Source organism: Burkholderia sp. KL41, from assembly GCF_057005415.2.
In genome coordinates this window covers 171,288-198,124 of sequence record NZ_CM189268.1, presented here as the reverse complement: position 1 = coordinate 198,124, position 26,837 = coordinate 171,288, and the positions used below count along the sequence as shown (strand labels likewise).

Annotated in this window: 28 protein-coding genes and 1 pseudogene; 15 read left to right on the top strand and 14 right to left on the bottom strand. The window is 62.1% G+C overall.

Annotated elements, in window-relative coordinates:
- Positions 1-846: 846 nt before the first annotated feature.
- The 3 genes from PQB87_RS34965 (at position 847) to PQB87_RS34955 (ending at position 3,263) form a co-directional block, all read left to right on the top strand.
- Positions 847-1,356, top strand: coding sequence for a GNAT family N-acetyltransferase (locus PQB87_RS34965; protein ID WP_489244880.1), 510 nt, complete (start codon positions 847-849; stop codon positions 1,354-1,356).
- Between the two features lie 414 nt (positions 1,357-1,770).
- Complete coding sequence (locus PQB87_RS34960) at positions 1,771-1,986, top strand: hypothetical protein (protein WP_489244878.1); 216 nt, start codon at positions 1,771-1,773, stop codon at positions 1,984-1,986.
- Positions 1,987-2,195: 209 nt separating this feature from the next.
- Positions 2,196-3,263, top strand: a complete 1,068-nt coding sequence (locus PQB87_RS34955) for a hypothetical protein (RefSeq protein WP_489244877.1) — start codon at positions 2,196-2,198, stop codon at positions 3,261-3,263.
- A gap of 243 nt (positions 3,264-3,506) precedes the next feature.
- On the opposite strand, the gene PQB87_RS34950 is transcribed toward PQB87_RS34955, so the two are convergent.
- Positions 3,507-3,929 (bottom strand): hypothetical protein, encoded by a 423-nt coding sequence (locus PQB87_RS34950; protein WP_059683023.1) that lies wholly within the window; start codon positions 3,927-3,929, stop codon positions 3,507-3,509.
- 119 nt (positions 3,930-4,048) lie between these two features.
- Positions 4,049-4,402: a winged helix-turn-helix transcriptional regulator gene (locus PQB87_RS34945; protein ID WP_489244874.1), complete on the bottom strand. Its 354-nt coding sequence runs from the start codon at positions 4,400-4,402 to the stop codon at positions 4,049-4,051.
- Positions 4,403-4,545: 143 nt separating this feature from the next.
- Here PQB87_RS34945 and PQB87_RS34940 point away from each other — a divergent pair, with 143 nt between their 5' ends.
- Complete coding sequence (locus PQB87_RS34940) at positions 4,546-5,574, top strand: NADPH:quinone reductase (RefSeq protein ID WP_489244872.1); 1,029 nt, start codon at positions 4,546-4,548, stop codon at positions 5,572-5,574.
- A gap of 142 nt (positions 5,575-5,716) precedes the next feature.
- On the opposite strand, the gene PQB87_RS34935 is transcribed toward PQB87_RS34940, so the two are convergent.
- The 3 genes from PQB87_RS34935 to PQB87_RS34925 all read right to left on the bottom strand — a co-directional run bounded on the left by PQB87_RS34935 (position 5,717) and on the right by PQB87_RS34925 (position 7,825).
- Positions 5,717-6,007, bottom strand: a complete 291-nt coding sequence (locus PQB87_RS34935; RefSeq protein WP_027792058.1) for a DUF1330 domain-containing protein — start codon at positions 6,005-6,007, stop codon at positions 5,717-5,719.
- 94 nt (positions 6,008-6,101) lie between these two features.
- Positions 6,102-7,157 carry an aldo/keto reductase gene (locus PQB87_RS34930; protein WP_059555089.1) on the bottom strand — a complete coding sequence of 352 codons (1,056 nt, stop codon included), beginning with the start codon at positions 7,155-7,157 and terminating at the stop codon, positions 6,102-6,104.
- Positions 7,158-7,234: 77 nt separating this feature from the next.
- On the bottom strand, positions 7,235-7,825 hold the full coding sequence (locus PQB87_RS34925) for a flavodoxin family protein (RefSeq protein WP_272544300.1): 591 nt from the start codon (positions 7,823-7,825) through the stop codon (positions 7,235-7,237).
- A gap of 118 nt (positions 7,826-7,943) precedes the next feature.
- Between PQB87_RS34925 and PQB87_RS34920 the strand changes: the two genes are divergently transcribed.
- From PQB87_RS34920 to PQB87_RS34900, 5 genes and pseudogenes are all read left to right on the top strand, one after another.
- A complete protein-coding gene (locus tag PQB87_RS34920; RefSeq protein ID WP_059683015.1) occupies positions 7,944-8,849 on the top strand; it encodes a LysR family transcriptional regulator in 906 nt (301 codons plus the stop codon).
- A gap of 322 nt (positions 8,850-9,171) precedes the next feature.
- Positions 9,172-9,699, top strand: a complete 528-nt coding sequence (locus tag PQB87_RS34915; RefSeq protein WP_489244869.1) for a 2'-5' RNA ligase family protein — start codon at positions 9,172-9,174, stop codon at positions 9,697-9,699.
- A gap of 1,481 nt (positions 9,700-11,180) precedes the next feature.
- Positions 11,181-11,441 (top strand): annotated as a pseudogene (locus tag PQB87_RS34910) (aldehyde dehydrogenase family protein); the annotation flags it as partial.
- 10 nt (positions 11,442-11,451) lie between these two features.
- A complete protein-coding gene (locus PQB87_RS34905; RefSeq protein WP_060147499.1) occupies positions 11,452-12,399 on the top strand; it encodes a ketopantoate reductase family protein in 948 nt (315 codons plus the stop codon).
- A 789-nt stretch (positions 12,400-13,188) separates the two neighbouring features.
- On the top strand, positions 13,189-14,157 hold the full coding sequence (locus PQB87_RS34900; protein ID WP_081079483.1) for an AraC family transcriptional regulator: 969 nt from the start codon (positions 13,189-13,191) through the stop codon (positions 14,155-14,157).
- Here PQB87_RS34900 and PQB87_RS34895 read toward each other — a convergent pair.
- The 4 genes from PQB87_RS34895 to PQB87_RS34880 form a co-directional block, all read right to left on the bottom strand.
- Complete coding sequence (locus PQB87_RS34895) at positions 14,139-15,185, bottom strand: carbon-nitrogen hydrolase family protein (protein ID WP_489245168.1); 1,047 nt, start codon at positions 15,183-15,185, stop codon at positions 14,139-14,141. The genes PQB87_RS34900 and PQB87_RS34895 overlap by 19 nt on opposite strands.
- A 35-nt stretch (positions 15,186-15,220) precedes the next feature.
- Entirely contained in the window at positions 15,221-16,279 is a 1,059-nt protein-coding gene (locus PQB87_RS34890; RefSeq protein WP_063806881.1) for a porin, read from the bottom strand.
- Positions 16,280-16,298: 19 nt separating this feature from the next.
- Complete coding sequence (locus PQB87_RS34885; protein WP_489244866.1) at positions 16,299-17,558, bottom strand: MFS transporter; 1,260 nt, start codon at positions 17,556-17,558, stop codon at positions 16,299-16,301.
- Between the two features lie 543 nt (positions 17,559-18,101).
- Positions 18,102-18,776 carry a hypothetical protein gene (locus PQB87_RS34880; protein WP_489244864.1) on the bottom strand — a complete coding sequence of 225 codons (675 nt, stop codon included), beginning with the start codon at positions 18,774-18,776 and terminating at the stop codon, positions 18,102-18,104.
- Positions 18,777-18,837: 61 nt separating this feature from the next.
- On the opposite strand from PQB87_RS34880, the gene PQB87_RS34875 reads away from it, so the two are divergent.
- The gene (locus PQB87_RS34875; protein ID WP_489244862.1) at positions 18,838-19,584 is read left to right on the top strand and encodes an immunity protein Imm33 domain-containing protein; all 747 of its coding nucleotides are present in this window, start codon (positions 18,838-18,840) and stop codon (positions 19,582-19,584) included.
- A gap of 209 nt (positions 19,585-19,793) precedes the next feature.
- Here PQB87_RS34875 and PQB87_RS34870 read toward each other — a convergent pair whose 3' ends face one another.
- Complete coding sequence (locus PQB87_RS34870; RefSeq protein WP_034196196.1) at positions 19,794-20,174, bottom strand: winged helix-turn-helix transcriptional regulator; 381 nt, start codon at positions 20,172-20,174, stop codon at positions 19,794-19,796.
- A gap of 81 nt (positions 20,175-20,255) precedes the next feature.
- Between PQB87_RS34870 and PQB87_RS34865 the strand changes: the two genes are divergently transcribed.
- Complete coding sequence (locus PQB87_RS34865) at positions 20,256-20,882, top strand: NADPH-dependent F420 reductase (RefSeq protein ID WP_489244860.1); 627 nt, start codon at positions 20,256-20,258, stop codon at positions 20,880-20,882.
- A gap of 207 nt (positions 20,883-21,089) precedes the next feature.
- Here the strand turns inward: PQB87_RS34865 and PQB87_RS34860 are convergent, their stop codons facing one another.
- Positions 21,090-21,995, bottom strand: a complete 906-nt coding sequence (locus PQB87_RS34860) for a LysR family transcriptional regulator (RefSeq protein WP_489244858.1) — start codon at positions 21,993-21,995, stop codon at positions 21,090-21,092.
- Between the two features lie 106 nt (positions 21,996-22,101).
- On the opposite strand from PQB87_RS34860, the gene PQB87_RS34855 reads away from it, so the two are divergent.
- Positions 22,102-22,710 (top strand): short chain dehydrogenase, encoded by a 609-nt coding sequence (locus PQB87_RS34855; protein ID WP_111939531.1) that lies wholly within the window; start codon positions 22,102-22,104, stop codon positions 22,708-22,710.
- Here PQB87_RS34855 and PQB87_RS34850 read toward each other — a convergent pair.
- Positions 22,704-23,183, bottom strand: a complete 480-nt coding sequence (locus PQB87_RS34850; RefSeq protein ID WP_489244856.1) for an MFS transporter — start codon at positions 23,181-23,183, stop codon at positions 22,704-22,706. The genes PQB87_RS34855 and PQB87_RS34850 overlap by 7 nt on opposite strands.
- Before the next feature lie 11 nt (positions 23,184-23,194).
- Between PQB87_RS34850 and PQB87_RS34845 the strand changes: the two genes are divergently transcribed.
- Complete coding sequence (locus PQB87_RS34845; RefSeq protein ID WP_174414595.1) at positions 23,195-23,368, top strand: hypothetical protein; 174 nt, start codon at positions 23,195-23,197, stop codon at positions 23,366-23,368.
- A 121-nt stretch (positions 23,369-23,489) separates the two neighbouring features.
- Here the strand turns inward: PQB87_RS34845 and PQB87_RS34840 are convergent, their stop codons facing one another.
- Complete coding sequence (locus PQB87_RS34840; RefSeq protein ID WP_489244853.1) at positions 23,490-24,413, bottom strand: LysR family transcriptional regulator; 924 nt, start codon at positions 24,411-24,413, stop codon at positions 23,490-23,492.
- A 67-nt stretch (positions 24,414-24,480) separates the two neighbouring features.
- Here PQB87_RS34840 and PQB87_RS34835 point away from each other — a divergent pair, with 67 nt between their 5' ends.
- Entirely contained in the window at positions 24,481-25,098 is a 618-nt protein-coding gene (locus tag PQB87_RS34835; protein WP_059492539.1) for a LysE family translocator, read from the top strand.
- Between the two features lie 93 nt (positions 25,099-25,191).
- Here the strand turns inward: PQB87_RS34835 and PQB87_RS34830 are convergent, their stop codons facing one another.
- Positions 25,192-25,824, bottom strand: a complete 633-nt coding sequence (locus PQB87_RS34830; protein WP_301861371.1) for an FMN-dependent NADH-azoreductase — start codon at positions 25,822-25,824, stop codon at positions 25,192-25,194.
- 132 nt (positions 25,825-25,956) lie between these two features.
- Here PQB87_RS34830 and PQB87_RS34825 point away from each other — a divergent pair, with 132 nt between their 5' ends.
- Positions 25,957-26,835 (top strand): LysR substrate-binding domain-containing protein, encoded by an 879-nt coding sequence (locus tag PQB87_RS34825; protein ID WP_113044476.1) that lies wholly within the window; start codon positions 25,957-25,959, stop codon positions 26,833-26,835.
- The last annotated feature ends 2 nt before the right edge of the window (positions 26,836-26,837 follow it).

Below are 26,837 nucleotides of genomic sequence, written 5' to 3'. Positions count from 1 at the left end.
TCGATCACGCGAAGAAACTTGCCCCCTGCGCGGTGATTTCCGGGCGCGCCTTGGCCACGAGCGCGCACTAGAGGATTCATTCGAACTGACATCCTCCCGCCGCATTCATGATCCGGCGAACCGATGTGCCGAATCCGCGAAGCCGGATAACTCGAGCGGATCACCGCGCCCGGCCGAACGTTCCCCGATGGCATTTCGGAGCAGTCCGACGTCGTCACGTCCAGCGCCCGTGCAATGCCCGCGAGCAAGGTCGGCGATGACGAAACCGGATCACGCTCCACCTGCTACAAAAGACCGTCTGGAAGTACCGGCCGCCATTGCAGGCTGCTTGAGCGTCCGGTTCAACCGCTGGCGAAGTACGCGAACCTAATCGCCGGGCACCAACGTGGCCGGATCGCGCTTAGCGAGTGCGAAAGACCATATCAGGAACATAATTTTGCGTCAAAAATTGTTTGATATAAGTTAATCTGGTTTGATAACGTTGCGCCATGCCGGACTTACCCTTATAGGAACTGGCCCGAGGACACCGCGTCAGCAAGATCCGCGCCGTGACGCTGATCCACGATCGGACGAAAACCCGGTGTCGAACGGGAGCGCTTACGCGCTGACGGCAGACGCTCCCTATCCAATGTCGGGCCGGGGCCAAAATGGCAGCGGGAAGCGAGGTATCCTGGCTCGCATCGCAGGGCACCACCCCGTTGAGACAGACGCTGCACGCCGTTCTCTCGAAGTGCTCGCTGCCATCGAGGTTTCCGTCGCTTCCGCATCCGCTGCCCGGGCCTTGATGATTCCGTGACCGCGTGTGACTCCTTTCGAGAAATGCGCCTGGCAGCTTCCGGTACCTGAATGAATTCATGCCCCGTTCGACTCCGTGAACACGTACCGTCCGACATCGAGCGATTTTGCGAATTGCAGATGAGCTCGCAAGTGGCCCGCCATGTGTCGTGGCTCCCGCGCACGAGAGCGCAATGTGAACATGCGTTGGCAGACGCGATCGCACAGCAACGATCCGCGGAGCGGATACGCTTCTTCTACGCGGTTGAATGTCAGCACGTGAAAGGAATGATCGGGAGTGTCGGCTACACGATCCGCGACTCGGTTTCGGCTGATTGTGGCTGGTTTTTATTGCCTGACTTTTGGGGAAAGGGCTACGCAGCTCATGCGATTCGTGCGCTGCTCGTTCTCGCGTTCGGCTCGGGCAGGATGACGAGCTTGACGGCGTCATGCGCTATCCGGAATCGAGCCTCTCTTCGAGTCGCCGAAAAATGCGGGTTTCGCCTGATAGCCACGACAGGTGATCGATGCACCTTCGAAATCCACAAGGAAGAAGTCAATCGCCACAGCGCGACAATGTGAACCTCTTGGTGACTTCGTAACCGCCAATCACGTGACATCCGTGCTTACGACGAAATATCAAATAATTCCACAGTCGATTGATATTGATTCCGCACGCAATGAATTTACTAACGCTTACCTCGCATTCAAGGATGCACTTTTTATTTGCAAGCTTTGCTCATTGAACAATCCTCCCGAAAAGTGACGGTATGATTTTGTCAAGCCATGACAACGCTCCGTTAATTCCGGGCGTGCGAGGCAGCCATCACATCGCTGCGTCCGGGCCCGACACCTTTAACCCGCAAACGCAAACCTCAAAGCACTGGGAAGGCCGACAGAATCGACGGCTCGCGACTACGGACATGGGAAATTTGTCAAAGCAGCGACCTTCTCTGTGCACAGGGTTCACATCACATTGGGTCTTTTGAGGGCGACATGGATGGAATAGCCAAGGCACTTGTACTGGCCGTGAGGTACATCGATCAGCGGAGTAACTTGCACGCCGAGGACGACGACGTCAACGCGCTTGAGGAGATCGCAGCGGCACTTGCAGTTGCATCGACAACAGAGCAGGATGCCTTTGCCAGGATGGCAACGTCGCTTGGCTTCCCTGAGATAGTGGAGCAACTCGGCCTGGATTCGCCGCGATGACCGCCTTGCGAGCCCGACATTTCATCTGAGCCAACATCAAGGGCTGCGTGGTTCAGCGCGACGGGCGGCGTTTTCGGGGTGACCGGCGGCCGCTTTGGCGCATTCCCGCTGACCGCATCAGGCGGCAGTCAGCCAGCCAAAAAGCGACAGTCGACCATTGTGTCAAGATTGATAACACTGCGAACCATTCCAACAAAGGCAAAACAATGATGACTTCCGGCGACGGCCTGACCAGTCCCGCGCGGCTCCTGCGACTCGCCTCATGGGTGATCGCGATCATCTTCGCCGTCTTTCTGAACATGCTCGGCAGCCTCGTGATCCGCGACATGGCGTTTGCCCCGACGGGCGGCCCACCCGCCATCGAGCAATTCGCCGATGCGCCGACGAAAGCGCGGCTGGACGCGGCGCGGCGCAATCTGCAGACGCAGCACAACGCGCTTGCCGACAAGGCCGACACCATGGAGGTCGCGCGCAGCCGCGCCGCGAAGGAGTATGCGGCCGAGAAGGAAAGCTTCCGCAACTGGCTGGCGACGCGCTCGGTGACCGGCGACAGTGCGCGGGACCCAGACATTCTGGCGAGAACTCGCAAGCTGGATTCGCTCCAGGCCGTGGTGGTCAACTGGCAGCATCAGATCGATGCGATCAACGATCAGCAACGGGCGCTGGCATCGCAGCAGACTCAAGTGGACACGCAAATCGCCGAAGCGGACGCAGCAGCCGAACGGCGCTTCGACGAAGCGACACGGCACTACGAGCTGCAAGTGTTCGGGCTGCGGCTTGCGCTGACGCTGCCGATACTCCTGGTTGCGATCTGGTTGTTCATACGCTACCGCAAGATACGCTACTGGCCTTTCGTGTACGGTTTTGGCCTGTTTGCACTGAGCGCGTTCTTCATCGAACTGGTTCCGTACTTGCCGAATTTCGGCGGTTATGTCCGGGTCCTGGTGGGCATTGCGCTCACGGTGTTCGCCGGCCTTTACATGATGAAGGCCTTTCAGCGCTATGCCGAACGAAAGCGGCTCGAATTGCAGCAGGATCAGGGAGAACGCGCGCGCACGATCGGCTACGAAAAAGCCGTTCGTTCGCTCGAAAAGAAGCGCTGCCCGTCATGCGACAAACAATGGAATCTCGGCGGCGACGACTCCACGTTCTGCGTGCATTGCGGATTACGACTCTTCAATGTCTGCGAATGCGGCGGCCGGAATTTCTTCTTTTTCCCGCATTGCCATCAATGCGGTGCGGCTCAGGGAAATGAGGTGCCGGCGTCGTCCGACTGACAGTCGTCGTGTATTCAACACGCACCGGTGTCGATAGCCTTTAGCGAACCGGGTCAGGTCAGTCGCGGATTGTCGGAGCAGGCAGTGACCGGGTTCCGCGGCGGATTCAAAAGGTCGTTCGGCACGAGCCGCTCGATCATTCACAATCCTCTGCCCGTCGCCCCCGGCGCGTTGAATCCGCAACCATCCGCGAACGCCGCCGATGCCGTCACGCGAGCGTTTCAGCGACAGCTTCGCCCGGCTTCACTGCCATTCACCGGGATGACAGACCACCCAGCCCGGATGATAGCTGTCCATGTCCGTATGCCCCCAGCACCAGCCGTGCTGGCGAATGGTTTTCATCATCAGCTCGCGTTGTGCGCACGCACTGCCCGGAGCATATTGCCCGTCAGGCAATAGTTTCGGTGCCGCGCCGTTCCTGCATTGGCCATCGACCACTTCTTCCTGACGCATCAACTCCTGGACAGCGGGTGGAACGGTGCGGGCCAGCGTCGCCTTGTATTCGATGCAGGCGGCCGCCTTGGGGTCGCTGGACTTGCCGGCACATCGGGACTGGAGCTTGTCGATGTTTCTCGACACTTCTGGCGGATACGTCTCGGCGTGCGCCGCGGCAATACATCCCGCCAGCAACAGGCAGGCGGCGGCAAGAGATCTGATCAAAATCATTTCGTGAAGGACACGATGCGTCGGGTAGCCCAGGAACCGGCGAATTATGGCACGTGCGCGTTTTCAACGACTCGCCGGGCAAGGGTGTCCGGACAACCACCGGCGCCGCAACGGGACACTCACGAACACGGCCGGCGCCCCGCGGATTGCTCCAGTCGCGCGAGGTAAGCATCGCCCCATTGCTTCATTGCGTCGAGCACCGGGGCGAGCGTTCTGCCGAATTCGGTCAACGTGTGTTCGACGCGGGGCGGGACCTCGGCGAAAACCGTCCGGGTCACGATGCCATCCGATTCGAGCTCGCGAAGCTGCAACGTCAACGAGCGCTGGGTCACCGCTCCGATCAAGCCGCGCAACTCGCCGAACCTTTTGGTACCGCCCAGCAGATAGTGCACGATCAGCGGCTTCCATTTCCCTCCTGCAACATCGACCGTCGCGGCGACCGAGCACGGATACGTGCTAACCGAAGATGTCATGCCGGCTCCCAATAGGATAATTTCTTTCCCTATATATCAAAGACGTGCCTTCTTGTGCAAAAGCGGTCGACCGCCGATAGTCCCGGCATCGTTACATCGGCCGCCGATAACCGGCGACCGGACTCATTCAAGGGACCCGATCGATGAAGGCCGCTTATTACGAACGTCAGGGCAAAGCTTCGGAAGTGTTGAGGCTCGGAGATTTTCCGGTTCCGCAACCGGGTCCCGGCGAAGTCCGGGTGCGCATCCACGCATCGGGCCTGAATCCCAGCGACATCAAGGCGCGTACCGGCTTCTCCGGCCCTTCCGCATTCCCGATGGTCATTCCGCATCAAGACGGCGCGGGCGTGATCGACGCGGTCGGTGCCGGCGTTGCGCCGACACGGACCGGCGAACGGGTGTGGCTGTTCGAAGCGCAATATCGCCGCCCCTTCGGCACGGCCGCGGAATATGCGGTCGTGCCGGAAGCACAGGCCGTTCCTTTGCCCGACAACGTTTCGTTCGAGGTCGGCGCCTGCCTGGGCATTCCGGCACTCACGGCCCATCGCTGCCTCTTCTCCGACGGCGACATCAAGGGTCGCTCGATACTCGTCCAGGGCGGCGCGGGAGCAGTCGGAACCGCGGCAATCCTGCTCGCAAAATGGGCTGGCGCGTGGGTCGCGACGACCGTTTCAACGCCCGGACAGGCGGACGCCGCACGGCGTGCGGGTGCCGACCTCGTCATCAATCGACGGCTGCAGGATGTGGTCGCGATCGTGAAGTCGGCAACACGGCAGCGGGGAGTCGATCGTATCGTGGAAGTCAGTCTGCAAGACAACCTCGACATCGATATGCGTTGCCTCGCCAACGGCGGCATCATCAGTTCGTATGCCGTAGGATCCGCTGCCGATCAGGTGCCGCTTCCCCTGCTCGACGCCATGATCGCAGGCTGCACATTCCGGTTCGTCTACATTTACACCGTCCCGGCGACCGCCAAGTCCGCAGCCGTTTCGGCGATCGGCCAATGCCTCGAGGACGGCGCCTATGTGCCGACCATAGGCATGCAAGTCGCGCTCGACGCCATCGTTGAAGCCCACCAGGCGCAAGAATCTGGCCAGGTTATCGGCAAGATCATCGTCAGGCCGTCGCTCGTCCGGTCGCATGGGCCGGAGGACATTCAGCCGAATGATTGATCACCGCAAGGACGTGTCGGCAAACCAGCGTCCCCGCATTCGCAAGCCGGGCACCTCCTGCGAAGGACGGCCGCGATTCATGAGCCCCCCTGCCGCGAAATCGAACCGACGACGCTCATGTTCGAACGTGTCGTGGTCAGCGTCATGAAGCTCCCTCGAGAATGACGAAGGTCCCGGTTGCCGCCCCGGCGCGGAGTGCCTTGGCCGTCTGGTATTCGGGGCTCTCATAAAAACGCCTGGCCTCGGCGAACGAATCGAACTCGAGGACCACATGCCGCTCATGGGCCTCGCCTTCGAGGTTTTCATACTGCCCCCAGGCCGCAATGACCTTGGGGCCGAAAGCCTTGATTGCATCGCCCGCGGCTTCCGCATAAGCAGCATAGGCGGCCGGGTCTGAAACGCTGACATGTGCGACTAGATAACCCTTTGGCATGTCGATCTCTCTTTGGTAACGGGAACACGCAATTCAACGCGGGGGGCGATCTTCAACGACTTGCTTCGACCGGATTGAGGTGCATTAGCCGGTTCTATTCCGACGCGACGCGCCGGAAAGGTTGAGGGCGCCTGCCCGCCTCCTGACGCTCGATCATCCAGCCGGGATAGCAGGCCGGCAAAGCACTCACGGCATCGAGACGCGCAAGCTCGGCCTCGGTCAGGACGACATCGACCGCGCCGAGATTGTCTTCAAGCTGTTCGATCCGTTTGGCGCCGACAATCACGCTCGTGACGTGCGGCCTCGCAAGCAGCCACGCGAGCGCGATCCGCGCGACCGAGACATCGTGCGCATCGGCGATGGCGCGCATCTCTGCCACGCACGGCCAGGCTCGCTCAGGATCGACCGGCGGAAAATCGAAATGGGTGCGCCGCGAACCGCTGTCGGTCGACGCACCGGGACCGAACTTCCCCGACAGCAACCCGCCGGCGAGGGGCGACCAGACGAGCAGCCCCATCTGCTCCTCGACGACGAGCGGCACCAGTTCGCGCTCGACGTCACGTCCGGCGATCGAATAGTAGGCCTGGAGCGTCTCGAAGCGCGTCGCGCGAAGCGCCTCACTCAGCCCGAGCGCCTTGCCGATCTTGCCCGCGCGCCAATTCGACACGCCGACATATCGCACCAGCCCCTGCCGCGTGAGATCGTCGAGGGCGCGCAGCGTCTCTTCGATCGGCGTGACAGGATCGTTGGCGTGAATCTGGTACAGGTCGATATGGTCGACCTGAAGCCGTTCCAGGCTTCTCTGCACGGAATCCATGATGTGGCCGCGCGACGCCCCCTGTTCGTTGGGCTTCCGGCCCATCACGCCGGCCGTCTTGGTCGCGAGCACGATCTCGCTGCGCGGCACGCCGATGTCCCGGAGGGCCTGCCCGACGATGCGTTCAGACTGGCCAAAGGAGTAAATGTCGGCGGTATCGATGAAATTGATTCCGTCGGCAAGCGCGCGGGCGATCAGCTGGTTCGCCTCGTCCTGTTCGACGGCGCCGATCGCCTTCCACATGCCGGCGTCGGCGTTGCCGCCCAGCGTCATCGTGCCGAGGCACAACTCGGAAACGTACAGGCCGGTGCGGCCCAGTTGCTTGTATTTCATCACCCTTCCCTTCAAACGTGGCTGGATGGCATGCGGCGGCGTCCGTTGCGTCACGTCCCGCCGCGCATGCCGGGATTTCAGTTGCCTCGAGGTGCTCCGGACCGAAACTGTCCGGCGATCGTCGCGACGCGCATGCCATGGCGGCGTGCCGTCTCGAGGTCGCCCGGCGACATTTCCTCGGGCGACGCATCGGCAGGCGTTTGCGCCATCGGCCCGATATAGGCGCCCATGCGATTCAGGTCGTCACGCATCGAGGCTTTCACGTTCGCCGGCTTGATGTCCATGCTGACCCAGATGCCGCCGTGCTGCCCGGCCAGCAGGAAGAAGTATTCGAGCGTGTTGAGCTTGTCGCCGTTGATGCTTGCGCTGTTGGTGAAGCCGCCAAAGACCTTGTTCCGCCATCCGCCTTCGAACCAGACCTTCGAGGATGCATCGGCAAACTTCTTGAACTGCCAGCTCGGGCCGCCCATGTAGGTCGGCGAGCCGAACAGGATCGCGTCCGCGCCGGCGAGCGTTTCCCAGGCATCCGCTGGAATGTTTCCCTCGCTGTCGATCGCGACGAGCACGGCGCGGGCGCCTTCGGCGACAGCGCTTGCCATGCGCTCGGTATGCCCGTGGCCGGAGTGGAATACGACGACCGTGTTGACCGGAGCGGCGTGTGGTGTCATGGGTGCTTCCTTTCGTTCGGGTTGTCCGTCGTGGACAACATGGGAAGCCACTCTACCGAGCCGCAACTGAGTTATAAACGATGACAAATTGAACGTTCTGTTACTCCCTGGGTGAACAATGCAAAACCTCGACGCGCTTTTGATCTTTGCCCGTGTCGCCGAAATGACGAGCTTCACGCGCGCGGCCGAAAGCCTCGGTATTCAGAAGGGACGTGTGTCGATGGTGATCCGTGAACTCGAGCGGGATGTGGGCGTTGCGCTCCTGCACCGGACCACGAGACGCGTTCAGCTGACTGAAGACGGGCGCGCCTTTTATTCACGCGCGCGCGACCTGCTGGCCGAAGTACAGGAGTTGCAATCGATGTTCTCCGGCAACGGCACACCGTTGCGGGGAAGGCTGCGCGTCGACATGCCCACCGAGCTGGCACGCAGCGTCGTGATTCCCGCACTCCCGCAACTGATGGCGGCGCATCCGGAACTGGAACTGGAACTTTCGAGCACCGACCGGCGTGTCGATCTTGTCCAGGAAGGATTCGATTGCGTGATCCGGCTCGGGCCGATCGTCGACGAGACGCTGATTGCCCGGCCGCTGGGAAAACTGCGGATGACCAATGCGGCGAGCCCGAGCTATCTGGCGCGGTACGGCACACCGCACACGCTCGATGATCTGCGCACGCAGGGACACCGGATGATCCAGTACACGCTGACACTCGGTGCCAGGCATGCCGGATGGGAATACCCGGACGGCGACGGCTATGCGTCGCTACCGCTGCCGAGCGCGATGCAGGTCAACAGTGTGCAGACCTATCATGCAGCCGGGCTGGCAGGCCTTGGGTTGATCCAGGCGGGATATCCGACACTTGCGCATTACATCGAAAGCGGCGCGCTGGTTGAGGTGCTGCCCGACTTGCGGCCCGAGCCGCTCGCCGCGTCGCTTGTCGTGGCCCATCGGCGCAATCTGTCGCCTCGCGTCCGGGCCTTCATGGACTGGATCGAGGGGGTGTTGGAGCCTTATCTTGATTGAGCGGCGGGTGTGGTGGTTTATGTCCGGCGCGGGTCGTTCGGTCGTTCGGTCGTTCGGCGACACCTTCGTCGATCACGCCTTGAATCGCGCTGGCGCTGGTACGTTCGTCGAAGGTCGCTTACTGGAACGCAAGTCGAATGGTCGTGGCAAATCGCAAAGTTGCGAAGCGTTGGATCAGAATCCATAGGTCAGGCGACCATAGCTGGACGGTCCCTTGATGTCCGCAGGCAGCACGATGAATGTCCGATTTGGCTTTCGACGCAGGTCAAGAAGGGTTGAATCCGCAACCATAAATGGTCAATCGACGCGAGAGGATTCCGGAATGCTCACAACAGCGTTCGTCGTTGAGGTTCCCGCAGCCGAGTCAACAGTAGCGGACCTTCGGAGCCGGTTTGATGCCACCTCTGACCTGGGCATGCCGGCGCATATCACGGTTCTGTTTCCCTTCATGCCGCCTGACGAAATTACGCCCGATGTCCTTCGCCGGGCGCAAAGCGCGCTGAGTGTTGTGCAGCCGTTCGAATTCTCGTTGACGAAGGTCGAGCGGTTTGCGGTCACCACTTATCTTGCTCCCGATCCACCAGAACCGTTCGTCGCCTTGACGACTGCGTTGGTCGAGCGCTTCCCCATGTTTCGCCCCTATGGTGGTGCACACGATGGCATCGTTCCACATCTGACTGTCGCGCACGGAGATGCTGCGACAGCACATTTGGCTGCCGTCGAGCTCGAACATCGTCTGTCTGTGCGGGGCGCCATTCGAACGCGCTGTAGCGCTGTCACTCTGCTGGAGAACTCGTCGGGCCACTGGAGGAAGATGCATGTGATTGATCTTCCAAATGTCTACGTGTAGCGACGATCGACCGCAGTCCGGTCTGGACTGTTCCATGGGACTAGGCGTTTGCCCCATCTGAAGCGAATGGCCGCTTTGTGGAAAGCAGGCCGGCCGCGTTCGGCCACGAAGAGACCGTCGACGACGGCGTCTACATCGTCGACAATCTGCGAGTCGTCAAAGTAACCTTCTCATGCAAAAGGGCCCCGCGATGCCAAGCTCGACCCGCGAGCGTAGCGCGCAACTTTGGAAGCGCACGCTGTCCGACAGCCGCCATCGGCCTGTTGCGTTGTCAGCCAGTGTCCGCCACGTACAGCGGTGACGTACCTGCGCTCGGGCTGCTTTTCTTCGCGGCCTTTCATGGAACGATCGACGATGCTGGGCACACTGAAACTCAGTATGCGTTAAAGGCAGCGGCGATCCTTGGCGGACGGTACGGCGAATGGATCCCCGAGGCATCGTGGATAGTTGAGCAGACGGGCGGTCTCCAGTCGGCCTGCCTTGTTTGCGACTATCAGCCTTATGGATGTCCGGTAATAGCTGTCGTAGCCACAGCACCCGCCAATCAGAGGTTCGGCACAGCCGGAACGTTGCTTGATGCCGCACTGGCTACATTATCCGCGCTCGGTCATCCCGAATGCTGTGCGATGGTTACCCAGGGAAATGTCGCTTCGGAGCGTTTATTCGGAAGTCGCGGATTTTTTCCTCACGCTGACGTCCGCGGTTCGTAACGTGGTGTCCGCTTCATTTCGGCCATACCCCGCCGCTCAGCGAGCGCGGAAACCTGCCGTTGGAATGGCTGCAGCGGCCCGCAAGCGGTCCACGATGCCCGCTCAAGTCGTACGCGTAACGACGAACAACGACTCGACCACACGAGCTGGCCCGATTCAGCACGTGGATGCCGGCCGACCGCGATGAAGTCGTGCGATGGGTCACCGTTGACATTAGCGAGGTTCGGCCGTCAGTTGCAGCAACTGTTCGAGCAGTTTGACGGTGGGGCTCGATAATAAGCAGTGCCGACGCCGAAATGCGGTCAGCGTACGCCGCCCGACGCCCGCCGGCGATTCGAGCGTATCAAATCGTTCGGCAAGCGGAGGCCGTTTGCGACGAATACCTGCCGCATGTGCTCGAATGGCGCGGTACCGCGAGGCGGAATCTCGCATGCTGTTGATCCATCGTAACGGTCAGCGTGATCCCCTGCTTTCCCCGCAGCGAGTGATCGAGCGTCGCCACCACGTAGCTGGGTTGCGTGACGTGCAAGGTCTAGGCCGCGCGTCCGAGACGGCAGACTGAGGCGATCGTGATGAAAGCGTGAAACTACTGGCGATTGAAAGTCATGCCTGACGGTAATGCCTTTTGGCGAAATCGGCAATTCCGGATTCTGCCGGATGTTTAGATAATGCGTTCACCAGAACCGTACTGAACAATAGGAGACTCCAATGGCGCACAGCGTTCCGCCACAAGGCCATCAAGCCGGCAATGCGCAGGGCATGACAGTACGCGATGCGGTGATCGCTTGCGCAAACGACAACCGCTACGGTCTCGCGGCGGCCGTGTTTAGTCGGGACAGCGCACGCGCGATGAACGTTGGCCGGCGCGTCGAATCCGGAATCTGCCGTATCAATGGGCCGGTGGTACACGACGGAGCTCAAATGCCGTTCGGCGGCGCCAAGGACAGCGGCTTCGGGCGATTCGGCGGCCGCGCGGAATTTACCGACTTGCGGTGGATCGCCCTGCAGCCCCCCCGCCACTATCCGTTCTGAGGAGCATGCCATGCAGATCGCCATTCTGGGCGCCGGTGCGATGGGTTCGTTCTTTGGCGGCCGCCTCGCGCTGGCAGGTCATTCCGTCAGCCTGCTCGATATCGACGAGGCTCATCTTGCCTCGATTCGCGCCCACGGCCTGCGGCTGTCGACCGATTCGGGCGAGCAAGTTGTGCGCAATCTCGTCGCGCTGAGGCCGGAGGAGGCCAGCAAGCCCGTCGACCTCGTCATCGTTTTCACGAAGACGATGCATACGACCGCCGCACTCGCTGCCGCAAGCGCCGTACTCGGCTCTGACACCGTCATCCTGTCTTTGCAGAACGGCCTGGGGAATGCCGAACGGCTCGCCCGATCCGTATCGTCCGACCGGGTCATGGTCGGCGTGACCACGTGGCCAGCCGACAAGTCGGAGCCTGGGGCCGTCCGCTCGCATGGCCAGGGCACGATTCGACTGATGAACGCGAACGGCGCGCATACGAGCGCGCTCGAACAGACCGTGCAAGCCTTGAACGACGCCGGCCTCTCGTGCCATGTCGATCCCGACGTCTGGGCCGCGATTTGGGAGAAGGTTGCATTTAACGCCGCCCTCAACAGCCTGTGTGCCGTGACGCAATGCATGGTCGGCGAGTTGACCAATACCCCTGACGGCGAAGAATTGGCGCTGAAGATCGTTTCGGAGGTGATGGCCGTCGCCCGTGCGCTCGGTATTTCGGCAACTGAAGAGCACGTGGTGTCGAACGTGCGCGATGCGCTCGCCCATCATCGTACGCATCGGCCATCGATGCTGCAGGACGTGCTGGCCGGGCGGCGTACCGAGATCGAAGCAATCAACGGCGCCGTAGTCGAGGCTGCTCGCAAGGTCGGTGTAGAAGTGCCGTATACGAACAGCCTGGCGTGCCTCGTCAGGCTCGTCGACGCTCGTGCACGCCAGTCGGATGGAGCGACGGCTCGACATTGAAGCACGTGGCGGTTGCCGCCACGCGCGTCGTCGAATTGTCCGTCGACCAATCCACGCAGCCGGCGCGGTGCGGAGCGTCACGCAACCCGCCGCGGCCATTTCAAAACACAAGGGCACGCTGCGCGCACCACAAGACAAGATGAGCCCCTTCCTTCCCGCGTCGTCTGACGGGCGAGCCCCATTAAGCGATCTCGGCACTGCTCCGCGCGCGCGTGTGCGATGGCGGTCGCCCGCTACGGTTCGCGTGCCCCCCTGCTTCCGTGCTGCATCGGTGGCGCCGTCAGCATGACTGACCCTTGGTGCGGACATGAAGCATTAGGCCGCACTCCTGATCACTGGAATCGGGCTGCACGGTCTGTTCGTCAACGCAGTCCAGTCGACGATGTATGCACGCTGCGCGTACGTCCATTCGACGGGCGTGCGGGCAACCGGCACGGCGTCCGCGCCGGCTTTCGGCCGGCTAGGCGCAATCCCTGGCGCATTTGCCGGTGCGGCCGTGATCACCGTGACCGGAGGACCGGCTACCTGCTGATGTCTGGATCGGCGATGATGGTCGTGTTCGTCGCCCTTGCCGTCGTTCGTCAGCATATTCCTCAGGTTTAACGCGACCTTAGGCATACGCGCTTCCGGTGATCGGCACATCGGAGACGCTTATCGGAAGCGCGAACCTGTCGCATCGAAAAGAACATTGCACGCAGCGAATCGCCGGTTGACGCTGGAATTTTGCGGAACCATATTTATGCGGATGACTCATGCGGCCCCAGCCGCCTGCCGTAGGAAGATCGAATCATGGGATCGCCAGACAACCCGAATACGAATTGTCGTGCCAACGAATCGCTCGCCCAATGGGAGCAGGCGGCGGCGCAGTGCTGCGTTCCGCTTGCCATATCGCACGAGCGGGATGCGCACTTCTCGGGAAGTATACAAAGCGCGACCATCGCCGACGTCTGCATTTCACGGATTTCGGCCGGTAGGCATGTCGCCGTGCACGATGTCCCGTCGATTTCCAGAACGGGGGGCGACTATATCCTTGTCGGTCTCCAGTTGGAGGGAGCCGGCAAACTGATTCAGGACGGGCGTTGCGCGTCGGTCGAACATCACGACCTCGTCCTGTTCGACTCGCGCAGACCGTTTCGCTGGGAACTCTCCGAGCCGTTCGAGCAGATCTGCATCCGGTTTCCGATGTCGCTGGTCGTGCACCGGATCCCGCTTCGGAACACCTTCGTCGCGCATGCGATTTCCGGCGCGGAGGGTCTGGGCATGCTCGTGGCCCAACACCTCATCACCCTGTGCGCCGAACGCGACCGGCTCGCCCGTTCCCCGAGCGCGCCGCAAATTTCCGCGTCAGCCGCCGATCTGGTCGGCGGGCTGCTGGCGGAGTGGATGCAGGTTCGCCCCGGCCCCCGCACCAATCTTCATTCAATGCACTTGCAACAGTTGCGTCAGTTCATTTCGAACAATCTTCGCAACCCCGATCTCAATGCCGATTTGGCCGCAGCAGCGCTCGGCATGTCGGCACGCTACCTGCATCGCCTCGTTCAGCAGGATGAAACCACCATCGGCCGCATGATCCTCGTCGCGCGACTGGAGCGCTGTGCACAGTGGCTCTCGCTGAAATGCTACGCAAATTGCTCGATCGAGCAGATCGCGGGAACCTGGGGGTTTGCAAGCGCGGCGCATTTCAGTCGGGCCTTTCGTGCCCATTACATGAGAACGCCGCGCGAATACCGGCTAATTCATCAGTCGATGCCTTCCTGAGCGTCGTCGGTGCCGCTCCATGCGCCATCTCGCGCCGGCACCAGCAGCCTCCGCGACACATCGTTTTCGCCGGCATGCTCCACGCACCGCCGCGGTTGCTTGTCGAACCAGAGTTTCAGCACGTCGGGGCGGGCATAGTGTCCGACCGGATCCGCCGAGGCCTTCGCGAGCGAGATGCGCCCGAGATCGATGTCGACGTACAGCAACCCTTCAGCCGTCTCCGGCAGTTTCTCCACAAGCGCCTTCCCGTCCGGCCCGTACGCCGTGGCATGCCCGCCGCCGGCGCGGATCATCGCACGCTTGTCCGCCGTATCGCACAACATGTCGACCATCTTTTCGCTGATCACCGCACACGGCGCGAGCACGAAGCACGAGCCTTCAACGGCATATACGCGGCTGACCGCGTTGTTCACCTCATGACCGAGTGCGGGCGCGAATTCATACATGGAGAAACTCGGCCACGCCGCGACGTGCACCTGTTCGTGCTGCGCGTACATCGCGTACTTGGTCAGCGGCTGAATGTGCTCCCAGCAACACAATGCGCCGAGGCGTCCGATGTCGAGATCGTGCACGGCCAGGTCGCTGCCGTCGCCGTCGCCGAATACGGTGCGCTCGATATGCGTTGGCCGCAGCTTGCGACGCGTGGCGACAGTCGCGCCGTCCGGGCCGATGATCCACTGCGCGATATAGAGACTGCCACCGCAGCGCTCCGACAGGCCCAATACCACGGTCATCTTGTTGCGTGCCGCAGCTGCCCGCAGGACATCGGCCTGCGGACTGTCATACGTCATCGAATGATCGAAATAGCGCTGGACGAAACCGGAGCCAAGCGCCCATGCGGGCGGTCCGAGCCACACGTGGAACGGATAGCCGGGCAGCCAGGTTTCCGGAAATGCAATCAGCGCGGCTCCGTTTCGTCCGGCTTCATCGATCAACGCGACCGTTTTTTCGATCCCGCTGTCGAGGTTCAGGAATTCGGGCGCGGCCTGGACGACGGCCGCGACGTACTTCGGATGTTCTAGTGCCATTTGAGTACCTGTGATTGAATTGATCACCGCTTCGGCTAGAACCGGTGTTGAATGCCGACCGACGCGGCCAGCGTATTGCCGTCCGGGATTCGGGTGAGATCGCCGTTTGCGGCGACGCCCGTTCCCATGCCGCCGTGATTGTTGACGAGCGCGACCTGTGCATAGAGCGACGTCCGCCTCGACAATGAATACATCGCTCCGCCCGAATACATCAGCGAATGACTGCCGCTTGCCGATCTGTCCTTCGAGTAATACACGCCGCAGTCCAGGAGAATCGAAGCGGACGGATTCCACGAGAGCCCGCCCGCGTAGGTCATATAGTTCGGGTTGCCAGGCACTTCGTTATTGCGCAGACGAATGGCGAATGCATAACCCGTCACCGATTCGAACGAATACGACGCACCGAGCGTTGCGCCGTCGATGGCTGTCTGGCCCGTCGCCGTGTCTTTCGCCTGGTAGTACGCCGCGTCGGCGGAAAATGGTCCGGCCGCGTAAGTCAGCGACCCGGAGAGCCGCCGCCCCTTTACGCCGCTACCCGCGATTCCGCCCGGTGCGTACTGGACGCTGCCGGTGAAACCTGCGAATGTTGGGGATGTATACACGAGCGAGTTGGAATCGAAAATCCCGTTGATGCCGACCTTGCCGAGATACTCCGTGAACGCGCTCGCGAAATTGGACATGGCGCGCGGGTCGCGACCGTCGATCGCCAGAAGGAACGGCGAAAATTGCAGACCGGCCTTGATGTCGCCGAAACCGCCCGTTGCCTGGACGTATGCATGGCGGCCGAAGATACCGCCGTTGGAATTGCCGAATTGCCCTGTCGTCGTCGAGAACCCGTCCTCAAGCGCGAACCCGATCTTGGTCCCGCCGCCGATATCCTCCTGTCCTTTCAGCCCCCAGATCGACGGCGCCCACCCACCATCGAGTGCGCCTTTCAAAGCGCCGGAGTTACCGGAAGTCTTGGATTGATAGACGAGGCTGGTATCGACGATGCCATACAACGTGACACTCGATTGCCCAAGTGCATGAGTGGATACGCCGCCAAGGGCTGCCATCGCCAGCAAGGCGGCTGACGGACGATGAAGCTTTTTCATTTGACGATCTCCGATGGAATCAGTTTTTCTGTGCGCCCAGGCTTTCATGCGTAATGGCATGGTCTCGCTTTCCCGGTGCCGTTTCCCGCAGCAGAAAGGCGAGCAGAAAGCCGGCACCGAGCGCCGCGGAGGCAAAGAGGATCGTCAATTGAAGGCCCATATGCTGGGCAATGAACCCTGCAATGGCCGGGGCGACACCGCCGCCAAAGATCTCGCCGGCGCCTATGACGGCGCCCACTGCGGACGAGGTCAGGGACGAAGGCACGGCCTCGGCGGCAACTGGCCCCCCCATCAGCGAGATTGCGCCGCAGCAGAAAAATGCGATCGCAAACAGGAGTACGAACAACACTGTCGGAATAGTCGGTGCATAGGCGAAGGCGAGCAGGGACGCACAACCGCAAAGGAAGGTGATCTTCGCGGCATTCCTGCGCCCGATGGAGTCGGATATGCCGCACACGAAGATCTGGCCTGCAAATCCGCCAAATCCGAGGCCCGACATCACGAAGCCCATCTGGGCCGTCGACATGTGACGAAAGTCGGTCAGATACACGGGGGTGATGGCCGCGAGAACGAACAGTCCGGCCATTGCACAGAAAATGGCGCCCATGCCGACGCGTACGTTGCCGTACCGAAGCACCGAACCCCAGCTCTCCCGGCGCGGCGCGTGTTTGGGCGACTCCGTCGGGGCGATATGAACTGGCTCACGAATCGTTCGATAAATCAGGAATGCGAGCAGAAGCCCTGGTGCTGCGACGATGGCAAAAACGAGGCGCCACGACGGAACGACCGACAGCAGTTGCGTGGCGATGATCGGCCCGAGGCCGAGCCCGAAAAGTGCGAAGCATCCCTGAATGATGCCGAGATTCAGGCCGCGGCGGCCCGGAGGCGATGCGTCGTCTCCGGCCGCGAAGCTCGCCGGACAGTACGCGCCTTCGGTGACGCCCATCAGTACACGCGTCAGCATGAGCACGCCGACACCGCCGACGAGGCCCGTCGACCCGGACAGCAGCGAAAACAGGACGATGGCGGGAATCAGGATCTTGCGTCGGCCGACCGTGTCGGACAGACGACCCATCAGGATCGCCGACGCGCCCCAAGCGAGGCCAAGAACGGCCGTGACGTTCCCGAGATCCTGATACGTGAGGCCAAGGTCCCGCATCATTTGCGGGAACAGCGGTGTAATGAGCCAGCGGTCGAGACCGACCAGCCCAAAGCCAAGCGCAAGCAGCGCAATCGCCCGCCGCTCATAAGTCAAATCTGATCGGATGTTCGTATTCATGGTGCAACCCCTTTGCGTCTCCCGCAGTCAGTCTTCAGCACGTACATCAACCCGTTGACCCGCTCCGGCACGTGCCACGTGTCGGAGCGGCGTCAGGGCAATCGTGCGTCGCGGAAATTTTCAGAGGTTGACTGACAGCGAACTGCTTATTGACGCGGAGTGCCACGCGCGAAAATGAGGGTTGACGCTACAGGTTGGCGGGTGGACTGGAGGCGATAACGGGGGCGATGTTCCGGGAGCGTCCACTTCTTCAGTGAGCACATGCGGAAATCGTTGAGTTAGTCCATCGGGACACCCGTCAGGTTTTCTCAACCCTTGCGCTCGGCGAGCACGCTCAACAATCGTGTTTCCGAAGTGTTCATGGCACTGAGAAATGGCGATTGCGCCGAATGTTCGCCCCGCCCGAGATACCAGCTGTTGGCAGCACAACAACCCGATAGTCTGCAACGGGCCGGAAGTCGCCGGCCGAGCGCCGGAAGGCCGCGACCGGCCAGGAGCGGACCCTCGACAATGACTGCCGAATTGCCCCCAACCGCGCGGCTATCACGCTTTGAGATGCGCGCGATAGTCCTCGTCCCAGAGCCGAGCAATCCAATAGTCTTTCACGTAAATCGCGATCTGGCTGTGTGCAGTGGTTAAGGGCAACTTTCGCGCCCACGCGACGTATTGCAAAAACGCGGAACGTCGAGCGTCTAGCCAGGCTACTGCCTCATCGACGGAAAGAGCCGAGTACACCAATCGGCCAAAGGGCGGTGCCATCAAGCGTGCAGGGTCGAAAACCCACTCGCTCGGTTTGCCGCCAATCAGGTTTTCGCAACTGAAAACCCAAGGGTAGTCTCCAGGATCGCGCGGTATGCCGGTCGGTTGGCTTTCGGACTTCCCTCGCAGAAACGAATGACGGAAGCAAACTAAATGGGCAACTGCCCCCGGTCCGGATAGCCGTCCGCCCCCTCGTATCCATGCGAACTGACAGTTGGCATCGCCTCCGAACAGGCTTTTTCCTTGTTTTTGAAAGCCGTCCGCTTCAAGTGGGCGAGCCACGACGTCGTTAAACAACTCGTCAAATTCTTGAGCGCGCATCGCGAAATAACCGGGTCGTTCGATGTCGAAGTCTACCGCACTGACTGGCCGCTTTGAGGCAAAACGACCGTCCCCTTCGGGTCGGATTGCGCCCGTCGCGGGTCGTTGGGACTGCAACCGGCTGGGTTCGGCCAGCATCGGACCTTCGATATCATGGTCAGGATGGGCGACAATCGCCTGCCACCCAAGAATGTGAACTATGCCTTTTCGCTCGCTATTTCGATCGCCCCGCTCAAAACAAGCTGCGCAGCAGCGGACCGATTCTATTCATAGAACCGTCGATTGCAAGCGGTTTGCCCATCCGGAATTCCAGATCCAGGTCACCAACGGTGCAATCCCCGATCAGGACATCAGTCGGCTGCTACGCTTCCTTGAGCAGCGTGTCGCCGACGGCGAGCGATTCCGCGCGGGCGAGACCCTGCAGATCGGCTGGATGCTAACGATGCTCGATGAAGGGCCGACAGACACACTGCGCATCACCGAACCCGATATGAAAGAGATTCCGATCAGGTTCATCGATTCCGTCAACAGCACGCTGATGCATCTGCGCAATCAGAAGGACGTGGTTGGAAGCGTCGCCATGGATCTGCAACCTGACTTTCCTTCGCTACTGCAAAGTGCAGTTGTGCATACCGAATACAAGAGCGCATGTCGTGTACTGCTGACTCGTGATCTTGCTCATGAAACAGACTCTGGTTGGTCGCTCACAGATTTGAATGATGAACTAGATTCGCAGAATCCCGGGCAATTCATCAGAATCTCGCTTTATCAATTGGGCGTAGATAGACCCGATTTGATCAAATTCTTTGCCTTGCCGCCGGGGCTGCAAGTTGCCGTCAATGATCCGCAGATTCGCGTGATAGGACCTGAAGGCGAGATGCAACCAATACCCGGCTCATTTCTTGACGCGTTGAATAGTCGCCACCTACAACGTCACAGTGAGTGACTGCTTCGGGGAAGGTGCGCTGTCCGCTTCGGGCTGCGGATTCAACCGGTCGATGCAACAACCTGATGGGATCGTTCAGCAGGTGATCGGAGAAACGTTGGAACCGGGCATTGTCACGCACCCGCGTTGTCGGCGGATTCGCGAGTGACCGCACGAACAACGAGCACGCCAGCACATAAAAGGCTTGAACCCACCCAGCCCCCCTCCCTCTACTCCGCATGCTCACGATCGAACGCACGATTACTCGCCTCGATCGTCGCGAGCGCATTCTCCGCCCACGCCTTGAGATCGATGACGAGCGGAAGCAGCGTACCGGCCAGAGAACTCAGCGCGTACTCCACACGCAGCGGCAGTTCGTCATAGACATTGCGCACCACCAGTCCGTCACGCTCCATCGCGCGCAGCGTCTGGGTCAGCATCTTCTGCGACACACCTTCCAGGCGACGCTTGATGTCGCCAAAACGCATCGGCCCATCCTTCATCGCGACCATGGCCAGCACGGTCCACTTCTGCCCGATACGCGCGAGCACCGCGCGTGACGGACAGACTTTCAGGAACGCATCGGGCGGCAACTCGATCTTCTTCGTCATGGTTACCCTCGGGTACCTAATTGATTGCAGAAACCGGAATTGAAAGAATGATGCCACCCAATCAATCGTGAGGTACATGCCATGAAGATCGCATTCCTGGGCGGTGGAAACTTTGGCGGGAATCTGGCCGAATTGCTGGTCACGGCGGGACATGATGTCGTGGTCGGCTTGCGCAATCCCGAGAGGGCGCGCCCGGGCGCCCGGTACCGAATCGTGTCGCTGGAAGAGGCTGCGGCGCATGGTGATGTTGTCGTCATCGCCGTCCTCTATCAGGCGTGCGCCGAGGTACTTCCCTCCCTTGCGCATCGGCTGGCCGGCAAGGTCGTTGTTGACGCAACGAATGCGCTCAAGGACGACTGGTCGCCACTTCCGCTGGGGGCCGACGGATCGGCAGCCGAGGCGATCGGCCACCTGCTGCCGGGCGCGCGTCTGGTGAAGTGCTTCAACACGGTGTTCGCCGACATCATGACGGCGGATCGCATCGATCGCGGTGGCCACGCCGTTACGGCATTCATCGCGGGCAACGACGTCCAGGCCAACACGACGGTCGCCGGGATCGCGGAAAGTGCGGGGTTCGCGCCCGTCGTGACCGGCCCCTTGAACAACGCCCGTTATCTCGAGGCCATGGCACACCTCAATATTCAGATCGCCGTAGGTCGGGGCGGCGGAACGAATGCCGGCTTCGTGTATCACCGCGCGCTCGCTTAGAAACCTGGGCGTTCAACCTCGACGCGGTCGCCAATGGAATCCCGGCCGCGCAGAAATGGCGCGGCGCCAGCGGGCGGCGCTCGCTTCGGCTCTCAAGTGCCATGCACTCGCAACGCGTCGCCTGCTTCCCGTTGGTTCAGTTGACACATAGACACCAGCGACGCGTCGTTTCCCGTCGACATTCGCTTCGCCACGAATCCACGATCGCTACCTGCGTCCGACTTCGCCCCCCGGCCCCGCACCATGCTCGATCAAATGCTCGACGAAACGAGTCAGCTTCGGCAATGGCCGCCGATCGTGCCGATACACGATATGAACCGGGTGCGGCGCCGGCAAGTACGCTTGCAGCACCGGTACCAGCGCGCCACTCGCCAGATCGTGCGCCACCAGAACTTCAGGCTGCAGCAACAATCCCGCGCCCGCGATGGCGGCCATGCGCAGCCCGTTCCCGTCGTCGCACGTGAAGACCGAATCCTGCGAAACCTGCGGCCCGTCCCACCCGCCGAGCTTCCACCCGTTACGGCCGTTCCACACCGAGTGAGACAGGCAGTGATGCACGCCCAGATCCTGCGGCGTCTCCGGACGTCCATGCCGCGCGAGGTAACCGGGCGATGCGCAAATCACCATGCGATACATGGTCAACGGCTTTGCGATCAGATCGACGTCACCCAGTTCGCCAATTCGAACGGCGAGATCGAAACCCTCGTCCACCAGGTCGACGACGCGATTGCTCAACGCCAGCTCGATGCGCACGAGTGGATGCATCTGCTGGAACGTCGCGGCCAGCGGCGCGACGACGCATGCACCGAAGGTAATCGGCGCGCTGATCCGCAACGTGCCGGACGGCGACGCACGCAATCGCTCGACCGATGTCTCGGCGATCCGCACCTGTTCAAGCGCGCGCTTGGCGTCTTCGTAGAACACGCGCCCCGCGTCCGTCAGGCTCTGCCGTCGCGTGGTGCGCTCCAGCATGCGCGCGCCGAGGCGCTCTTCAAGTTCGCGCACGTACTTGCCGACCATGACCGCCGACATGCCAAGCCGCTGCGCCGCCTCGGTGAAGTTGCCCCCTTCCACAACGGCAACGAAGGTTTCCATTGAACGCAGCTTGTCCATATTGCGAACTGGCGATTAGTAGTGTCGGAAATTAGAGCACATTTATCTCAATATTGGTTCGGAGAACAATGGCTGCTCCAACCTGAAATCGAAAAGGAGTGGTTCCATGAAGATCGTTGTAATCGGCGCTGGCGGAGACGTCGGACGTGCCGTGGCAGATGAGCTTGCGCGTGACGGAAGACACGAAGTCGTTCGCGTGGGTCGCACCTCCGGTGATCATCAGGTCGACATCACCCGTGACGAGAGCGTGAATGCGCTGTTCGAGAAGATCGGGCAAGTCGACGCAATCGTCGCCGCCGCGGGCAATGTCATCCTTGCCCCGATCGAGAAGATGACGGCGGCCGACTTCCATAAGGGATTGCAGGACAAACTGCTGAGCCAGGTGCGCGTCGCACTGGTGGGCCAGCACTATCTGGTCGACGGCGGGTCGATCACGCTGACCTCGGGCATCGCGGTCGATGATCCGATTGCGCAAGGCGCCCATGCCGCCGCATCGAATGCCGGGATTGAAGGATTCGTGCGCGGGGCCGCGTGCGATTTTCCGCGCGGTATCCGGATCAACGTCGTGAGCCCGACGGTGCTGACGGAATCCATGGATCGGTTCGGTCCGTTCTTTCCCGGCTGCGAGAGCGTGCCGGCGTCACGTGTGGCCATGGCCTATCGACGCAGCGTGGAAGGCGTGCATAGCGGTCGCGTCTATCGGGTCGGTCATTGACGTTGAGGGCTCGCCCCGCGAGCCCGGATTCCTCGCGCCCCTGCCTGCCCCAGATTCCGCCACGCCATCACCGCACCGGCCACCAGCAACAGAACCGAAACGATCAACGCCCGCGCCATCCCGTGAACGAACGTCGCGCCGTCTGCCGCCCGAACGAAGAAACCAAACAGCGCGACGCCCAACACGCCGCCCACCTGTCGGGCCGTATTCAACAACCCGGACGCCACCCCTGACTGCGCGGCGCTCACCGCCGCGAGCGCCGCGTCCGTGATGGTCGGTATCGTCAGCGCGATGCCGCTGCCTGCCAGCAGCATCGGTATCGCGAGCAGCGCGTTGGAGTGCACGGCGATCGCCGGCCACATCGCGAGATACCCGACCGCGGATATCGACAGGCCGGCCGTCGCCAGCGTGCGCGCACCGAGCCTGCCGGTGAGTCTGCCGGAAGCGATGCTCATGACCATCAGCACGCCCATCGCCGGTGTTCATGGGCGACGACGATCCCGGGTTGCAGCGCCTGCCGTTCGACGGGGAACCGTATGCCCGGGATCTCTGGCTGGTCGTGCATGCCGACCTCAGACATGCGCCGACGATTCGCGCGGCAATCGACTTCATCGTGGACGTGACGGGCAGGACGTTCGCGCCGGACGCCCGACCGTAGCAACGGCGACCACGGCCGCCCGATCGCGCTGGCCGAGCCGGCCGTCAGCACGCCGCTTCAACGTCGGAAGCAGCCGGTCTCGCTCATCGTCAACCGCCCGCCCCCGGCATCCGCGCGCCAATCAGGCCACCGCCCTCAACCACGCAAGCACATCCGCCTGCGCTTGCCCCGCCACCACCGGCTCCGGCGTCAACAGGCAGTAGTGCGAACCATCCTCGACGAACCCCATCGGCGCGACCAGCACACCGCTTTCGATATCGTCGCGAACGAGATGCCACGGGCCGATGGCGACACCCAGCCCCGCAACCGCCGCCTGCAGGCTGAAGTAGAAATGATCGAACACCTGCCCGCGCCCGCTCACGGCCGGCTGATGCGCGGCAACCGCCCATTCCTTCCATGCGTCCGGCCGTGTCCGCGTATGCAACTGCGGAACGTCCGTCTTCAACGAACGCTCGCCGCGACGAGCGGAAAACCACGCATCGACCTTGTCCGGCCGGCAAACCGGCCCCACCCGCTCCGCGAACAGACGCTCCGCGTGATAACCCGCCGGCCACGCAAAGTCGTTGCGTCGAATCGCCATGTCGATGCCGCTGTCGAATGAAAACGGGCCACCCGCGGCCGCCAGGTGAACGTCGATGCCCGCATGTCGCGCCTGAAAAACCGGCCAGCGCGGAATCAGCCAGCGCATCAGAAGTGTCGGCTCGCACGACAGGACCCAGCGCCGCGCCCGGGCGGCCTCGGTGCGCAATTCCTGCGCGGCGTGACGCATCAGCCCCAGCCCGTCGTGGACCGCCTGCGCCAGCTTGCGGCCCGCGTCGGTCAGGAACACGCGCCGGCTGCGCCGCTGGAACAGCGCCACGCCCAGGTCGTCCTCGAGCAGCCGCACCGCGCGGCTGACCGCGCCGTGGGTCAGGCACAGCTCGTCGGCGGCACGGCTGAAATTCTCGTGACGCGCCGCCGCCTCGAAGCAACGCAGGGCCATGAGCGAAGGCAGGTTCGCGCGCATCGATTGTGAATCCACCTCACCATTCTGGTCAGAAATCATCGCTTTTCCGGATGAAACATGACCCATAAGATTGCGCCATCAAGCCATCAATCGCAAGGACAGGACGATGACCGAACTGATAGTTGTAGTCACCATCACGCTGCTGGCCGTGATCAGCCCGGGCCCGGACTTCGCGATGGTCACGCGCAACAGCCTGATGCTGTCGCGCCGCTCGGGCGTGCTCACCGCGCTGGGTATCGGGCTGGGCGTGACGGTTCACGTGAGCTACACGCTGCTGGGCGTCGGCCTGCTGATCCGGCAATCGCTGTGGCTCTTCAATGCCGTCAAGCTGATCGGCGCGATCTACCTGGTCTACCTCGGCGTGAAGATGCTCATGACGAAGGCCGGCAACGGGCAGGCCGACGCGCCGGCCGCACCGCTGTCGGACCTGGCCGCGCTGCGCACCGGCTTCCTGACCAATGCGCTGAACCCCAAGACCACGGTGTTCATCGTCAGCCTATTCATGCAGGCCGTGCGGCCCGACACGCCGTTGATCGTGCAGATCGGCTACGGTGCATTCATCGCGCTGGCGCACGCCGGCTGGTTCAGTCTGGTGGCCGTGTGCTTCTCCGCGACGGCCGTCCGCGATCGCCTGCTGTCGCTGCGGCACTGGATCGACCGCACCTTCGGATGCCTGCTCGTCGGCTTCGGCGTCGCGCTCGCCATCGCGCGCGGCGGGCGCTGATCCGGGCGTCCTCGCCGCACGCCGACACAAGCGCCGGGAGCACACCGCCGACGCACCGACTCACCGGCGCACCGGATACGCTGCGCGGCAACGTCAGAACCCGCGCGCGATCGATCGGGCCTCGTCGATCGCGCGGCTGCGATCGACCTTTCCGTCGGCACCGAACAATGTACGCTCGACGACGATGCCCGTGACGTCCGTCACGCCCACGAACCTGAGCCAGGTTTCCATGTACGGGCGCTGAAGATCGAACTCGGCGGCCGGCGTAAACGAACCCGGCGACTGATAACCGAGCCCGCGCGCGTAGACCACGGCCGCCTTTTTTCCGGCCAGCTTGCCGGTAAAGCCCGCGTCGTCGAACGTGAACAGCACGTCCTTCTGCGAGATCGCATCGATCAGGTGCTTGAGCTTGTACGGAATGCTGAAGTTCCACAGCGGCACGCCGAACAGGAACTTGTCCGCTGCGTGAAACGGCGCTGCGAGCTGCTCGATCCGCTGCCATGCCGCCGTCTGCGACGGTGTCAACGCGGTGCCGCTCAGCCCCGCATATTTCGCGGCCAGCGCATCTTCGTCGAATTCGGGCATCGCCAGATCCCACACGTCGAGCTTCCGTATTTCATGATCGGGGTGCGCGTGCCGGTACGCGTCGAGAAACGCATTGCACACTTCGATGGATGCGGAATATGCCTTGTTGGGTGAACCTTCGATATAGAGCACGCACGTCATGGAGCCGGTCCTTGCCAGGAGTGACGGCGACGCGCCGGATGCGCGGTCGCCCACTACGGTTCGCAGCGTATCGAGCCCGCTTATAATTTGGAAACGATATTAATTGATTGAATTAACCCGGATTTGTGATCAATGGAGAATCCTCTCGACACGGCGCTGCTTCAGACGTTCGTCGCCGTCGCCGACGTGCGGAGTTTCACCGGCGCCGGTCGCAGGCTGAATCTCAGCCAGTCCGCGGTCAGCGCCCAGATCGTTCGTCTCGAAGAACAGGTCGGCCAGGCGCTGCTCGTGCGCAATACGCGCAGCGTCACGCTCACCGCGCATGGCCAGACGCTGCTCGGTTACGCGCGTGCGATGCTCAATCTGAGCGGGGAAGCGAGGGCGCGGCTGGGCGCCGGCGACGCAGCCGATACCCGGCTGCGCATCGGCGCATCGGAGGATTTCGCGGAAGGCTGGCTGCCGGACGTGATGCGTCGCCACTCGGCCACGCGGCGCGGCTTGCGGCTGGATCTGACGGTCGACATCGGCGACAGCCTGTTTCGGCGGCATGCCAGCGGCGAATTCGATCTCGTGATCGGCAGCCGGTGCGCGCACACGGATCAGGGCGCGACGTTGTGGCAAGAGCCGCTCGTCTGGGCATTTGCGCGCCACGAGCGGTTGCCGGAAGGCGAGGTGCCGCTCGCGTGCTTCCCCGATCCTTGCCCGTACCGGGGCGCCGCCCTCAAGGCGCTCGCGCTGGCCGACCTGCGCTACCGGATCGCATGCGAAAGCCCGAGCGTCACCGGCATCCGGACATGCGTGCGCGCCGGCATCGCCATCGCACCGGTGCCGCGCAGCGCGATCGACGGCACGCTCCGGGAGCTCGGCGTGGCCGACGGCTTGCCGGAACTGCCGGAAGTCGAATTCGTGCTGATGCATGACGCGCGGATGCCGGCCGCGGTCGAATTCGCCGCGACGATCTTCGACGAAGCCGCCGTTCGCACGGGAGCGGGCAAGCGCACTACGCCCTAGCA

Coding starts and splice junctions, on each gene's coding strand:
- PQB87_RS34965 (WP_489244880.1), top strand. CDS start 847: ATGAATTCATGCCCCGTTCGACTCCGTGAACACGTACCGTCCGACATC.
- PQB87_RS34960 (WP_489244878.1), top strand. CDS start 1,771: ATGGATGGAATAGCCAAGGCACTTGTACTGGCCGTGAGGTACATCGAT.
- PQB87_RS34955 (WP_489244877.1), top strand. CDS start 2,196: ATGACTTCCGGCGACGGCCTGACCAGTCCCGCGCGGCTCCTGCGACTC.
- PQB87_RS34950 (WP_059683023.1), bottom strand. CDS start 3,929: ATGATTTTGATCAGATCTCTTGCCGCCGCCTGCCTGTTGCTGGCGGGA.
- PQB87_RS34945 (WP_489244874.1), bottom strand. CDS start 4,402: ATGACATCTTCGGTTAGCACGTATCCGTGCTCGGTCGCCGCGACGGTC.
- PQB87_RS34940 (WP_489244872.1), top strand. CDS start 4,546: ATGAAGGCCGCTTATTACGAACGTCAGGGCAAAGCTTCGGAAGTGTTG.
- PQB87_RS34935 (WP_027792058.1), bottom strand. CDS start 6,007: ATGCCAAAGGGTTATCTAGTCGCACATGTCAGCGTTTCAGACCCGGCC.
- PQB87_RS34930 (WP_059555089.1), bottom strand. CDS start 7,157: ATGAAATACAAGCAACTGGGCCGCACCGGCCTGTACGTTTCCGAGTTG.
- PQB87_RS34925 (WP_272544300.1), bottom strand. CDS start 7,825: ATGACACCACACGCCGCTCCGGTCAACACGGTCGTCGTATTCCACTCC.
- PQB87_RS34920 (WP_059683015.1), top strand. CDS start 7,944: ATGCAAAACCTCGACGCGCTTTTGATCTTTGCCCGTGTCGCCGAAATG.
- PQB87_RS34915 (WP_489244869.1), top strand. CDS start 9,172: ATGCTCACAACAGCGTTCGTCGTTGAGGTTCCCGCAGCCGAGTCAACA.
- PQB87_RS34905 (WP_060147499.1), top strand. CDS start 11,452: ATGCAGATCGCCATTCTGGGCGCCGGTGCGATGGGTTCGTTCTTTGGC.
- PQB87_RS34900 (WP_081079483.1), top strand. CDS start 13,189: ATGGGATCGCCAGACAACCCGAATACGAATTGTCGTGCCAACGAATCG.
- PQB87_RS34895 (WP_489245168.1), bottom strand. CDS start 15,185: ATGGCACTAGAACATCCGAAGTACGTCGCGGCCGTCGTCCAGGCCGCG.
- PQB87_RS34890 (WP_063806881.1), bottom strand. CDS start 16,279: ATGAAAAAGCTTCATCGTCCGTCAGCCGCCTTGCTGGCGATGGCAGCC.
- PQB87_RS34885 (WP_489244866.1), bottom strand. CDS start 17,558: ATGAATACGAACATCCGATCAGATTTGACTTATGAGCGGCGGGCGATT.
- PQB87_RS34880 (WP_489244864.1), bottom strand. CDS start 18,776: ATGCTGGCCGAACCCAGCCGGTTGCAGTCCCAACGACCCGCGACGGGC.
- PQB87_RS34875 (WP_489244862.1), top strand. CDS start 18,838: ATGCCTTTTCGCTCGCTATTTCGATCGCCCCGCTCAAAACAAGCTGCG.
- PQB87_RS34870 (WP_034196196.1), bottom strand. CDS start 20,174: ATGACGAAGAAGATCGAGTTGCCGCCCGATGCGTTCCTGAAAGTCTGT.
- PQB87_RS34865 (WP_489244860.1), top strand. CDS start 20,256: ATGAAGATCGCATTCCTGGGCGGTGGAAACTTTGGCGGGAATCTGGCC.
- PQB87_RS34860 (WP_489244858.1), bottom strand. CDS start 21,995: ATGGACAAGCTGCGTTCAATGGAAACCTTCGTTGCCGTTGTGGAAGGG.
- PQB87_RS34855 (WP_111939531.1), top strand. CDS start 22,102: ATGAAGATCGTTGTAATCGGCGCTGGCGGAGACGTCGGACGTGCCGTG.
- PQB87_RS34850 (WP_489244856.1), bottom strand. CDS start 23,183: ATGGGCGTGCTGATGGTCATGAGCATCGCTTCCGGCAGACTCACCGGC.
- PQB87_RS34845 (WP_174414595.1), top strand. CDS start 23,195: ATGGGCGACGACGATCCCGGGTTGCAGCGCCTGCCGTTCGACGGGGAA.
- PQB87_RS34840 (WP_489244853.1), bottom strand. CDS start 24,413: ATGATTTCTGACCAGAATGGTGAGGTGGATTCACAATCGATGCGCGCG.
- PQB87_RS34835 (WP_059492539.1), top strand. CDS start 24,481: ATGACCGAACTGATAGTTGTAGTCACCATCACGCTGCTGGCCGTGATC.
- PQB87_RS34830 (WP_301861371.1), bottom strand. CDS start 25,824: ATGACGTGCGTGCTCTATATCGAAGGTTCACCCAACAAGGCATATTCC.
- PQB87_RS34825 (WP_113044476.1), top strand. CDS start 25,957: ATGGAGAATCCTCTCGACACGGCGCTGCTTCAGACGTTCGTCGCCGTC.